Source organism: Halovivax asiaticus JCM 14624, assembly GCF_000337515.1.
GTDB classification, from domain to species: Archaea; Halobacteriota; Halobacteria; order Halobacteriales; family Natrialbaceae; genus Halovivax; species Halovivax asiaticus.
Genome location: NZ_AOIQ01000008.1, coordinates 117,418 through 129,281, shown reverse-complemented (window position 1 = coordinate 129,281; position 11,864 = coordinate 117,418). Strand labels below are relative to the sequence as shown.

The window sequence follows — 11,864 nt, the reverse complement described above, 5'->3', positions numbered from 1 at the left end:
ACGCCCACCGTCCGAACTCCTGGTATGCGACGGCGCGCGTACCTCGCGGGTGCGGGATCGGTCGGCCTCGTCTCGCTATCGGGCTGTGCGGCGATCGGCGACGCCGCGAGTGCCCTGTTCGGCGACGAGTACGACATCGGAATGGACCGCAACGCGTTCACGCCCAAGACCTACGAGACGACCGTCGGCGAGCCGATCCGCTGGAAGAACACGAGCGGGTCCGTCCACACCGTCACGGCGTACGGCGGCGTTTTCGAGACCAGCGAGGCGGACTACTTCGCCTCCGGTGGCTACGAATCCGAGTCGGCCGCCCGCGACGCCTGGTTCGACGATCAGGGCGGCGCCATCGGTGTCGGCGAGACGTTCGAGCACACGATTTCTGTCCCCGGCGAGTACCAGTACTTTTGCGTGCCACACGAGACCGACGGCAACGGTCGCGTCCGGATGGTCGGGACGGTCGTCGTCACTGAGTAAGTGTCTCGGTAGTTCCTGGCGCCACGCCACGATGACCGAATCGGGTCTCGTCCGTTGTGTGTGTGTGTGTGTGTGTGTGTGTGTGGGATGTCGTTCGATGACTCGCCGAGTCGACTGGGTTGGCCGACGCGACCGCTCGCCGGTGTGACGTACTCGAAAACGAAACGCTCCGCGCGAACCGCTCAGTCGTCGGTTTCGACGTCGCTCTCGTCGAGGTCGACGGACGTCGCTTCCTCTTCGGCGACCTCTTCGGGGTGTGCGACGAGCGTCGTCTTCTGGACCTCGACGCGTCGAAGCGGGTAGATCGTCTTGGCCTCGCCGTAGATCGCCGACGAGAGGCGACCGTGGACGATGCTGTCGACGAGCTCTTCGAAGGTTCGGTCGGCGGCGGCCGACTCGACCATCTCGACCATCTGTTCGCGGATGGCCTGCTCCTGGCTCGCGTCGGCGCTCTTGGTCGTGAACGCGACGGGCTGGATCTGGACGCGGTAGTCGTCGGTCGTCAGCACGGTCACGTAGGCCTCGATCTTCGAGGCGCCGCGCCGGACGAGCGAGCGCAGGTAGTCCCGCGTGAGCGAGTGTTCGACGAACTCGGTGTACGCCGAGTCGCTGCCGACGTCCGTGATGCGGAACGTGAGCTTGATGTTGTTCTCGCTGGCGTTGTTCGTCAAGTCGCCGAGCGTCGTGTCGATGGTTCGGTCGTATACCTGTTCGGCTTCGTCCGCGGGGGTCTCGCCGAGCTCCGTCCGGTCGAACATCTCCGGAGCGAGCACGGTGTACCACCGCTTCTCTTGCTTCGTACGTGAAACTGATCGTTCACTCATAGTGTATCGTTGGTGTCTGTCGTTGGTTGGTCGGCTGTCGATTCGGCTTCGGTCGGCGATTCGGCGCCCGACGTCGATTCGGTACCTGACGTCGGTCTGGTGTCCGGCTCGTCGCGGGCGAGGGACACGACCTGATCGGCGACGGCGAGATTGACGAGCGTGTCGTCTACAGTGGCCTGCAACCCACTGGTCGCGTCGCGCTCGATCGTCGTGACGACGACCCGGTCGCCAGCGTCGGTCGCTGCCGTGTCGTCGCCGGCGGGCTCGACGCGCGTTGCCATCTCGTCGGTGTTGTCGGGCGCGAGCGCGGCGGCGATCGTCTCCGGCTCGGCGTGGGCCGTCCGGATCGTCGCGCGCCGCGTCATGGTCGCCCCCGTGCGGTCTCGACGATCGCGTCGACGTCCGTGTCGGTCGCGCGTTCGTCGTTCTCACTCGTCGCTTCGGTGTCGACGTCGAGGCGAATTGTCGCGGTACGGTGTCCGGCGTCCCACGGGAGCCCGTGGGCGTCGGCGATATCGTCGGTGTGCGGGCCGACTGGTTCGTCCGTGGTCGCGAGGCCGAGGCGGTCGTCGCCGACGACGCACACCAGTGGTTCCGGCGTGCTCGTCGCGGCGACCAGCCCGGCGACGGATTCGATCGCGTCCGTGCGAGCGAGGTCGGGCGTCTCCTCGTCCAGTCGCAGGACGTAGACGCCGTCGTGGCGTTCGGCGTCCGCGCCGTCGATCGCGGCGTGGACTGCCTCGCCGTGGGTCCGCCAGGCGTCGAGCGCGGCGTCGGTGCCGCCGTGGCCGATCGCGAGGGCGATGGCCGCAGCGGGCGACGTGTGTGCCGTCGCCGTGAGGACGTCGGCCAGGCCGCCAGCGGTTGCGAGCGGGCCGTCCGGCGTGCCGTCCGGCCGGACGAACCGATCGATCGTGGTCGCGGCGCGCTCCGTGGCCTGCCCGTGTCCGACGGCGTCGATCGCGACGATCGAGGCCAGCTGGCGCCCGTTGGCGTCGCCGATCGCCTCTGCGACGGCGGCCTCGTCGCCGGACCACGCGGCGCGAACCAGCGTCGAGTGGGCGAGCCCGTCGACGGGATCGGCCGTCGGAATCGCGACGCCGGGTTGTCGGTCGAGCCGGCCCGCCTCGCGGGCGATTTCGACGACGGTGGCGACGGCTTCCGCGTCGGCTTCGGCGTGGCCGGCCGCGATGGTCCCCGCGAGTGCGAGGGCCGGGTCTGGGCCGGCGGTGGCCGTGCCGTCACGGTCGGCTGCACCCTCGGTGTCGGCGTCGAGTTCGTCGACGAGTGCGACGGCCTGTCCTGTCAGCGACCCCGCTTCGGGGTCAAGGATCCGAACGTCGGGGTTGCCCCCGATGTCTGTCCCGTCGTCGGTTGGGTCGTTCTCGTCGGCCAGCGGCCCGAGGGCCACCGTCACCGCGTCGTCGTCCGTCGCGACGCGTGTCGCGCGTTCGGACCGTTCACCGAGGCTCACCTGATACGGCGTCTCGCGGGCGGCGAGCGCCCGTGCGAGGACGCCGGCCGCGGCGAGGGCGTCGCCGTCGGGGCGAGCGAGCAGTGTGACGAAGCCGGCGCTCTCGATGGCGGCCGGCTGCGCCTCGGTGGTGCGGCCCGTTGCAGTCATTTACTCTTCGAGCAGCTCGACGGCGACGTCGTAGCTGTAGGTGAAGTCGGCCGCGATCTCGTCACCGCTGTAGTACTGGACGAGTCGGCGGACCTTCGACTCCGTGTTCTGCAGTGCGCGCTTGTTCTGGTGGTCCTGCGGGTTCTCCTGCATGTGTTCGCGCAGGCGGATGGCGCGCTTCATCAGGTTGCGCAGGTCCTCCGGCAGCTCCGGGCCGGCGTCGTTCTCGTCGAGAATGTCCGTGATGGACTTGCCCGTCGCGAGCGAGACGTCCGGGACCGGCGTCCCGGTGACGCCCTCGTCGCGCAGCTTCATGCCGATCTGGCTGGGGTCGTGGCCCTGCTCGGCCAGTTCGACGACGCGCTCTTCGATCGCGTCTTCGTCTACGTCACTCCACTCCGGTGGGTCGTCTGCCGTCGGCTTGTCCGAACCGGACGAGCCGCGACGGCGGGGGTGCATTCGTGCCATTGGCTGAGGATAGGAACCACACTGACCGCGAAGATCCGGCTCCGTGCCGGGCGCANGTCTTCGTCTACGTCACTCCACTCCGGTGGGTCGTCTGCCGTCGGCTTGTCCGAACCGGACGAGCCGCGACGGCGGGTGTGCATTCGTGCCATTGGCTGAGGATAGGAACCACACTGACCGCGAAGATCCGGCTCCGTGCCGGGCGCACTTCCGCAATCTCGAGTCGCGCGAGATAGATCACGCCCGAGGTGGACGCGAGGCGCGACGGGTCAGATTTGCGGCCGTGCGATTCCCAACGCGTCGTTGTGGGCTGTGGGGCAAAAGGGTTTCTAGAACGGGACGACGGGAAATCGGGTGGCAGGACACGGTGTCAGGTCGAGGCCGTGTGACGGACTGGCGCCCGTCTCGCGCTTTCGAGGGGTTTATCTACACCCGCGGGAAAATTCCTGCTGCGAAGGCGGGCTCGTAGATCAGTGGTAGATCATCCCCCTGGCACGGGGAAGGCCTCGGGTTCAAATCCCGACGAGTCCACTGTTTTTCGCCGCGTGCAAGTTTGTGACCGAGGCGAATTGTCGAGTCCTCTCAAAATAAAACTTTTCGAGGGTTCGGCCATCTTACGCAGCGACTTCGACACGATGTCGTACTATCAGAGCACTACGACGCCCTCGAGGGCGAGCTGGTCGGTCAGTACTCAGAGGTCGAACTCTACCAGGTGCACCGTGCAGGACCCCCGCAGCACTTCGTACCGGCTCCCAGACCGCTGCCAAACCCATTGACACCACTCTCACGTGCGATTTCGGCGTCGGCGACGATCCACTTCCCTCCGCCCACCGACGGAGTAGTCGGGGGAGCTTGAAGGGCATCAAGAACAGCACACAGCTTCACTTTCACCCCGCTAGCACCAGTTTAAATACGGTCCAGAACAAGCAACGATTGCCGCATGTTCGAAAGTAGACTGTACGGGCGATCTGTAGCTAATGGGGACGGGAGGTTTGGAGGCAAGCGATAGATGCCAATTCCTGAATCTCAATTCGACATCTGGAAGAAGACTGGTGCTGACAAAGGTTCGAAAGAAGCGAGCGACAAGATCGAACGTCTATTGCGCTTGGACCGATCCCCGGCGGAACAGAGCGACGGAACCTATGAGATTCGCCGCCAAGGGTCGTACAAGAACTACACCTACACTCGAGGCAGCAGCGACGTGGACATTATCGCGAAACTGACTTCGGCTTGGTCAAAAGACCTGTCCGAACTCAGTGATGACGATAAAGAGCGATACGAGACGTTTCACTCTCCCGCCGAGTACGGGTACGACGAGTTCTGTGAGGATATCTGGAATTGGCTGACGAAGAAGTTCGATCGGAGTGTCATTAGCTGGTCTGGAAAAGCTATCGAGATTAGCAATGAGAGTGGACGACTCAACGTCGACGTTGATCTTGTTCCATGTATCGAACATCGCCGTTATACTGCCTATCCTGCATATGGCGAGGACGAATTCGATTCTGGTATGGCTTTCGAACCGCGTTATAGCAGAGAAAAGATCGTGAATTATCCCGGTCTCCACTACGATAACGGGTGTGACATGCACTCGAACTATAAGGAGACTGTTCGGATCTTCAAAAACGCCCGCGACTACTACAACGACCACTTTGATTCGTTCTGGTCAATCGGTGCGCACTCCTACGGAATCGAATGTCTGACCTATAATGTCCCCGAAGAAATCCTCAAGCGCTCGAATCGCGCTGACCGATTCCACGAAACGCTCGAGTTTCTTGGCGATACTGAGCTCGGAGAGTTCGACCAGGTCTCGGAAATGGAGAAGTTGTTCGGTTCCAGCAACACCCAATGGACAGTTTCAGAGGCAGAGACCTTAATAGACCGACTCAGTGAAATGTGGGACGACTGGTACGACAAAAAGAAACATGCACAGCTATTCAACTGATAACGATCGGTGGAAGATCTACCTCTACCTCGGTGCAATCGCTTTCGCGGCCAGTCTTGGGAGTGGGTGGATTGTCCAACGACTGCTGGGCAAGTACGAGATCGCTATGGGGTCGCTGTCGTTCGCGTTTACCTCTCTTGTCGTGTATCGTCTCTTTGCAACGAGAATCTGGAATTGGGAAATTATCCGTAAAGCCGGGCTGGTAGCTGTCCCTGATTTCAACGGAAAGTGGAAGGGCCATTTGTACACCTCGTATGAAGATGCCGAACCAAGCAGGACCGCCGAGATAGAGCACGAAGGACTCACGCCGATGGAAGCAACAGTAACCATCTCCCAGACGTGGGATGAGATCTTGGTCTATCTAGAAGGCCCGGATTCACCGTCGGAGAGTGAGGGCGCGACGATCTTGGTGGAGGGGCAGTGGCCCACACTGACGTACAATTACGATAACCCTGGCCGCCCCCATCACGATGAGATAAATTCGCATTACGGAACGACGATGCTCGACTACAATCCAGAGGAAGACAGTTTCTCTGGGATCTATTACACTGGTCCGGACCGGGGGAATACTGGCCGACTCGAGTTAAAGCGAGTCGAGAAATAGCGATCAGTCTTCCGCCTTGCTGTATTATCCGAATCTGTGTCCACTGCGGGTCAATTTCCGTGTTAGTCGTATCCCAAAGTAGGTGGTGTCCTTGCGGCGCAGAACGCATGCCGGCTTCACAGGTGGCTGTTGCAGATGAAACAGTCGAATGGGACCTTCGGGCAAAATTCATTTATACGCGTAGTTATACGCTTTTGATAACACAATCTACAAAACCCAATGATTGATTCCCATCCTGGGTTCACACTCCATGATTTTTTGACTAAGGTAATTCCAGGAGCGATACTAGCTGGTCCAGCTATCACTGCATTATTACTGTATTACCCCAACATATTTTCGAGCACTACTGCATCGGTGTTCCTTGTGGTTTTTATTTTATTCCTGTCTGGCGAAATGGTAGATCAGTTTCGGATAGCTGTATTCCCAGCACCAGGACCGTTCTCGTATTTTCTAACTGAATCTCTTACTGATTGTAAAGAGGATACTGCGCCTAGTTCGTATACCAAAAGAATATTCTCGATTTTCAAATCAATCCTTCGGAAAATAATCTCCTATCTCCCCTATGTCCAGGTCATAGGAGATGGATCCGGCGTCACTGAACGGTTAGATATGGATTTTAGAACCCATATCGAATCACAATTCCAGATTGATTTCGAGAAAGTTGAGGATCATGACATATATGATCTATTAGTCATGCACTTGGAGCCGACAATGAGCCGTCGTACCCGCCGACAGAGGTCATTATACATCTTAATAACCAATCTAAAAATGTCCTATGTGATCGCCTTCTTCATGTATGTGGTTCTCTTGCTATTTAACCCGGGAAATGAGATTATTCAGCTATCAACTTTGCTTTTAATCACAGTTGCAGCTTTTACATTCCTACTATTGAGCTTTATGAGGGTGACCGGCTCTATCTATGTCGAACTATTATTGAAGGAGTTTTACCTGTCAGAGATAGCTGAGCAGGAAAAGATACCAGGGGGCGAAGAAGCACTCACATTTGAGGAGCAGAGCCCCTAAGGGGGGGCGGGGTAACCTTGCGGCGCGCAGAACGCGCGCCGCGCTGGTGGTCAGCCAGAATGGCTGTAGACCGCTGGCTCAGTGAGGTGAGGACAGTAGTAGGGCGTGGTGGGACCTCGACAGGCGAGATCGTCAAATCGGCTTAGGAGGGTCGAGAGTCGGATTTGACTTCACAGTATAGGGGAATGTGGGTTGTTATTGTTGGTTTTTGAGAGTAGACGCCTCTCCTGTCCCTTCCCCGATTGGGATTGCAAATTCCGAGCGAAGTTCACCCTTCTCTTTGAAATTTACAAACTTGGCCCCTCTGGGCATTAGAGCAATCCGACATGAATTGTATATGTCTGAACACGAAGGTACTGTATTCGTACAAAACATAATCGCTGCAGTTCCCGCCAAAATTCCACTTGTGGACAGCATTATTGCTCCAGAAAGGACACTCAGAGTGGCGAACGGTCCAATCATAGACAGAAGGCTCTCAAAACGCCCCATTCCAACAGAGTACGCCACTACGCTGGGATTTCTCACTCCAAATGTACTACTCCACTCAAATTCCGGGTTATTTCCATAGATGTAGCTAATACCATAGTGGATCCCTTCATGGACTAAGATGGTGAGAGCCATCGAGCCTAGGAGCCAGACAAGGTAAACGAAGGCGACTGAGAGTAGGTATAGTGGAAAGTATTCAATCAGCCCAGTACTATTTCCAAATTCGAGTATATGGGACCCGAGAGCTGATGATCCTTGGCCCAACGATGGGCTAGACAGAACCAGCACGGGGAAGAATAGAGCCAGTCCAATACTCATAATCCGTCGGTCGTTAGCGATGTATTGTTCAGGTTCGGTGTATCCATCAGGTGGCCAATTTTCTGTCATCAATAGCAGATACAATATCTTGAGTCTTAGGAATTTCTCATTCTACAATAGTTCTGTTCTCTTCAGCCATTGATTCTGACGGCGAACATTTTAATCGGAAAGCAGCCAGACCGCCTCGATGCACAGGCATCCACAGGACGATCTGATCATCGCAGAGGCGCTTATCTGGATGGCTCGCCAGTGTTCCGTAGGCTCGGAGATGTGGCACCACTGCTGGGCGATGGCGGACGAGATCGCCCTCGAGCACGAGCTGGCGCTCGTCGAGGTGATCGAGCAACAGGAGCCCCTGGAGAGACGCGAGAATCCGAAACCCGGAAACGACCGAGAAACGGCTACGGTGCCGAAGTCTCCAGACAGACGTATGGAAGACTCGATCGAGCAGAGGCGACGGGACAGCGTGTCGTTCGGTTCGAGGTCGACTACTGATTGCTTGAGCTTCGTAGAAGCGACGTCGTAGCGATGACCGATGCGTCGCAACTTGGACCTTCGACGGTTGCGTTGTCGGTCTCTGGAAACAGAGACGCGAAACAATTGTAGAAGATATCTCGTCTCCGATAGCGAAGAAGTACATGCTCCAACGTAACAGAATCGAACGGATCGGTCCATTCTGTTTGGAAGAAGCTGTTGGCACGGATCGGTCTCGCTTGAGTGAGGAACATAAGACAAACTCGAATAGATCCGTCATGATGTCCGTGAACAACTTGGCAAGGGGATGTAAGATGTCGCTTGCCCTCACGTGCCGAGAATCAAGTCGATTGCAACATTAGAGTACTAATGCTTCCAAATGGAATGTGTGAGACCAATTGAAGCAGAAACCCAAGAGCTAGGAGATAGAGTCCGTACCTCACAGTTAGTTCCTTTTTGTAATTGATGATGACATCTGGCAAACGCCCATCGGGAATTGTTGTTTGTAGGAGAGGTACTTCGTTCTCTTCTGTATGGGGATAACTTCCTTTCAACTTTTCTGGTTCTTTGGGCCTCAGCAAGAGATTATATTCATGGGTGTCTAACGTATCACCATCCGTTTTCGCGATTTTATGGGGTGTGAAGTCGGTATATTCCATGTTGAACTCTATACCTTGTGTCTCGAATTCTGCTGAATAATCTTTGAAGAGGCCGTCAACCTCAGTACTGTAATATGGTTGGGGTGTATCCATAACTGCTTTAGATAAATGATCAAATCCTGTCTCAGTCTCTTGGACTGGTTCACCCTTGTAAAGCCTATTTTCTACTTTGGTGATTTTTGAGAGGGGAGGAAATCTATGAATTCTACTAAAGATACTCTCCATTGTCGGAATTGCCATTATCACTGCACCTGCGAAGTTGAGGATGAGGCCAATTATGGAAATCATAGCGGATACAGACTCACAAACAAATTAAGATTTTCCCACAAGATCATATACAGGCATCACTCGAGACCCGGGACGAACGAGTCACAGTCCGTCACACCCATCCACTCTCGAAAACGCAGTAGGTCGACCGGTTGACTGAAATCTGTCGGCCTATACCAACCCGGCCTGTTCCTTCCACTCCTCGGTAAACTCCAGCATCCCCATCGCAGCGACGCAATCCTGACAGCAGAACCGGACCGAGTGGGCGTAGTCCGCCAGCGCGTCCGGCGGCGCCACGTCGATCCGGAAGAGCAGCGCCGGTGCCACGTCCCGATCACACCGGTAGCACTCCCGCTCACGAGTCCTATCGCTGTCTCCGTCGTTCTCTCGCTCGACGGATTTCATCCGAGCACCTCGCAACTCTGGCGATTGAGCTGATCGACGTGACTCGGCCCCCAATCCCCGAAAACGAAGGTCGGCGACGGATAGCGATACGACTCTCTAAACCAGCGGCGTGCGAGACCTTTTTGTCTCGAAGGTGTCTTTCGGAACATGGCAACCAGGCGCTCGTCTGGAAGCCAAGCGTCTCGGGTGCACCACCACCCGGGACATTTCTCAGCGCAGTCCCCTGCGACCGATGGAGACGCCGGCTTCCAGCGTGGGCTACGTGCTACTGGATAATATAATTATTGGACAGGACGGGAAATTAATATTTCAATGTCAGGGTACGGTATTCTCTGTCTGCTCGGACCTTCGCCCTCATCTCGCTTTAGATAGTGATGAAAACCCTCCGAAAAACTGCATAGGGTTGGTCACGAACGGGCGACAATCAGAGAGTAACTAGTCGCGAAGCTCCGCAACCGCTTCTCCGGTTTCTCGGACGTGCTCGCTTCGTTCGATGTCCAACTCTTCCGAGAGATACTCGACTGTCTCCTCAAGGCTCATACGGGACGAAAGCCGGTCCTGTGTGATAAGACCACTGACGGTGGTACTGGGTGCTGTTCAGATAATACTCCGAGTAATCAGATCGCCGTTTCAACTTTAAAAGCCCCTGCCGCTCTCGACTCCCACGACTCGCTGTCGTTCGAGAGAGCGTCGCTCTCTCGTGATGACGAAAGGCGCTTGGCGCCTTTCGAACCACGGTCCTCGGTCACTCTCTTCGTTCGTTCCCTGCGGTCCTTACTTCGTCGGGGTTCGTCGAGTGGGCGGTCGGTGAACCGACCGCCATCAACGTGGCAGCTTCGCCGCCACGCGAGCGCCAGCCCCTTTTATTCCCGCCCGTGACCTCTTGTGCCGGCCACCTTCGCTTATCTGAACAATGCCGTGGTACTGTACCTACCCTGCAACACCTAGCTATCGCAGAACCCCGGCACGTGGTTCCCAAGGCGTTCCCGGTCGAATCCGAGACGATGGCCACGTTAGCCGCGAGGCGGCCCGTTCAGATCCATTGTCCACGCCACCGAACCTACCCGGTCGTCTCCTCGCCGCCGTCCCCGATGGCCGACGCGGGTTGCTGGCCGAGAAACGAGAACGGCTCGGTGGCGACCAGTTCGTCCGACACGTCGCCGGCGAACGTGTTGGATTGCTCCGGCCCCAATTGCAGCGTCCGAGCGTCGGCGTCGGGGCCGAAATCGACCTCGTCTAGGTCCAGCCAGAACGTGTTGGGCATGAGCGCCGACTCGAAGTAGTAGATCCCGTCCTTGTGATCCGCGACCGTTCGCCAGCGCGTCGAGGAGATGTGGGGCGCATCCGGTGTGGCGATGCCGTGGGGCACGGAGACGTTGCGGATCACGCTGAAGACGTTGGCGGTCGCCTCCCGGCGATCCTCGACCTGCGGAATCGCGCCGACGTAGAATCGCGCCCTCGCGAATCTGTCGGCCGGCCGGTTCGTGCCCGGGAGCATGACCGTGCCGCCGATCTCGTTCCAGTACTCGGCCAGCGCGAGTTGCTTGTCGAACGTCGGCGAGTTCGTCATCACCTGGTAGTCGCGATCGTGGTGCACGACGAGCTCGCCGTCGACGTACTCCATGATGGCGCTGTCGCCGGTCGCGTCCGATAGGGACAGGTGCAGCGCCGCCAACCGATCCTCGCCGGGCACCTGGTCGGTCACCACGACGAAGTCCTCGTCGCGGACGTGTTGGACGGCGTCGGCCACAGTGGGGAAGGAATCGAGCATGTACTGCGCCCACAGCGAGATCGATAGCGCGGGCGTCTCGGCGTCCCACGCCGGATACGCGGATTCGGGCAGCCACAGCAGATTGGCCGCGAGGCCGGCCTCGTTCAGGCCGTCGGTCGTGGCGACGTCGTAGGCGGTCGCGACGACGCTGCCGTAGTCGGCCGTCCAGTCCATCGACGCCGGGCCGACCTCGCCGGTCCGCTCGATCCCGCGCGGCAACGTCCAGATGCTGGTCCCGATATCCCGTTTCCAGTCCATGGACCGCGCCGTCAGGACGCGACCCTCGGGGCCGAGATAGACGAGTCGGGTACACATCACTCGGCCCTCCCTCTGGCCGCGAGCCGTTGTCGTCTCGATCGTGCGGAGCGCCCGTGGTGGGAACCAGTCTCGCGACAACTCAAACCGGACGACGAAGCGGGTATCTCGTTCATCTGCAACGGTCGCACCACGCCTGTGATGATAAATCGGACACACGACGGAGTGGGCAGATCGAGCGACGGAGTCGATCAGGCAGTCGCGGGAGAACTG

General features: G+C 58.2%; 14 protein-coding genes and 1 tRNA gene. 6 read left to right on the top strand and 9 right to left on the bottom strand.

Annotation, left to right across the window (positions count from 1 at the left end; all coding sequences use genetic code 11):
• Window positions 1-24 precede the first annotated feature (24 nt).
• The gene (locus C479_RS04470) at window positions 25-474 is read left to right on the top strand and encodes a cupredoxin domain-containing protein (RefSeq protein ID WP_007698472.1); all 450 of its coding nucleotides are present in this window, start codon (window positions 25-27) and stop codon (window positions 472-474) included.
• Window positions 475-656: 182 nt separating this feature from the next.
• Here C479_RS04470 and C479_RS04465 read toward each other — a convergent pair whose 3' ends face one another.
• From C479_RS04465 to C479_RS17055, 5 genes are read right to left on the bottom strand one after another with little or no spacing between them, the layout of a single operon-like run.
• On the bottom strand, window positions 657-1,298 hold the full coding sequence (locus C479_RS04465) for a 30S ribosomal protein S3ae (protein ID WP_007698471.1): 642 nt from the start codon (window positions 1,296-1,298) through the stop codon (window positions 657-659).
• Window positions 1,295-1,663: a KEOPS complex subunit Pcc1 gene (locus C479_RS04460; protein WP_007698470.1), complete on the bottom strand. Its 369-nt coding sequence runs from the start codon at window positions 1,661-1,663 to the stop codon at window positions 1,295-1,297. The genes C479_RS04465 and C479_RS04460 overlap by 4 nt, the downstream gene beginning before the upstream one ends.
• On the bottom strand, window positions 1,660-2,922 hold the full coding sequence (locus C479_RS04455; RefSeq protein ID WP_007698469.1) for a hypothetical protein: 1,263 nt from the start codon (window positions 2,920-2,922) through the stop codon (window positions 1,660-1,662). Before C479_RS04455 ends, C479_RS04460 begins: the two co-directional genes overlap by 4 nt.
• Window positions 2,923-3,390 carry a 30S ribosomal protein S15 gene (locus C479_RS04450; RefSeq protein WP_007698468.1) on the bottom strand — a complete coding sequence of 156 codons (468 nt, stop codon included), beginning with the start codon at window positions 3,388-3,390 and terminating at the stop codon, window positions 2,923-2,925.
• Entirely contained in the window at window positions 3,306-3,530 is a 225-nt protein-coding gene (locus C479_RS17055) for a hypothetical protein (protein WP_394295139.1), read from the bottom strand. Before C479_RS17055 ends, C479_RS04450 begins: the two co-directional genes overlap by 85 nt.
• 316 nt (window positions 3,531-3,846) lie before the next feature.
• Here C479_RS17055 and C479_RS04445 point away from each other — a divergent pair.
• The 4 genes from C479_RS04445 (at window position 3,847) to C479_RS16015 (ending at window position 6,956) form a co-directional block, all read left to right on the top strand.
• Window positions 3,847-3,918 (top strand) — tRNA-Ala (locus tag C479_RS04445).
• Between the two features lie 478 nt (window positions 3,919-4,396).
• A complete protein-coding gene (locus C479_RS04440; protein ID WP_007698467.1) occupies window positions 4,397-5,329 on the top strand; it encodes a nucleotidyltransferase domain-containing protein in 933 nt (310 codons plus the stop codon).
• Entirely contained in the window at window positions 5,310-5,933 is a 624-nt protein-coding gene (locus C479_RS04435; RefSeq protein ID WP_007698466.1) for a Cap15 family cyclic dinucleotide receptor domain-containing protein, read from the top strand. The genes C479_RS04440 and C479_RS04435 overlap by 20 nt, the downstream gene beginning before the upstream one ends.
• Before the next feature lie 219 nt (window positions 5,934-6,152).
• Complete coding sequence (locus C479_RS16015) at window positions 6,153-6,956, top strand: hypothetical protein (RefSeq protein WP_152415803.1); 804 nt, start codon at window positions 6,153-6,155, stop codon at window positions 6,954-6,956.
• Between the two features lie 195 nt (window positions 6,957-7,151).
• On the opposite strand, the gene C479_RS15755 is transcribed toward C479_RS16015, so the two are convergent.
• Window positions 7,152-7,829: a DUF3267 domain-containing protein gene (locus tag C479_RS15755; protein WP_083893800.1), complete on the bottom strand. Its 678-nt coding sequence runs from the start codon at window positions 7,827-7,829 to the stop codon at window positions 7,152-7,154.
• 118 nt (window positions 7,830-7,947) lie between these two features.
• Here C479_RS15755 and C479_RS04425 point away from each other — a divergent pair, with 118 nt between their 5' ends.
• Window positions 7,948-8,286: a hypothetical protein gene (locus tag C479_RS04425; RefSeq protein WP_007698464.1), complete on the top strand. Its 339-nt coding sequence runs from the start codon at window positions 7,948-7,950 to the stop codon at window positions 8,284-8,286.
• 289 nt (window positions 8,287-8,575) lie between these two features.
• On the opposite strand, the gene C479_RS16010 is transcribed toward C479_RS04425, so the two are convergent.
• From C479_RS16010 to C479_RS04415, 3 genes are all read right to left on the bottom strand, one after another.
• Window positions 8,576-9,181, bottom strand: a complete 606-nt coding sequence (locus tag C479_RS16010; protein ID WP_152415802.1) for a hypothetical protein — start codon at window positions 9,179-9,181, stop codon at window positions 8,576-8,578.
• A gap of 150 nt (window positions 9,182-9,331) precedes the next feature.
• The gene (locus tag C479_RS04420; protein WP_007698462.1) at window positions 9,332-9,565 is read right to left on the bottom strand and encodes a hypothetical protein; all 234 of its coding nucleotides are present in this window, start codon (window positions 9,563-9,565) and stop codon (window positions 9,332-9,334) included.
• Window positions 9,566-10,625: 1,060 nt separating this feature from the next.
• The gene (locus C479_RS04415; protein WP_007698457.1) at window positions 10,626-11,651 is read right to left on the bottom strand and encodes a linear amide C-N hydrolase; all 1,026 of its coding nucleotides are present in this window, start codon (window positions 11,649-11,651) and stop codon (window positions 10,626-10,628) included.
• Window positions 11,652-11,864 lie beyond the last annotated feature (213 nt).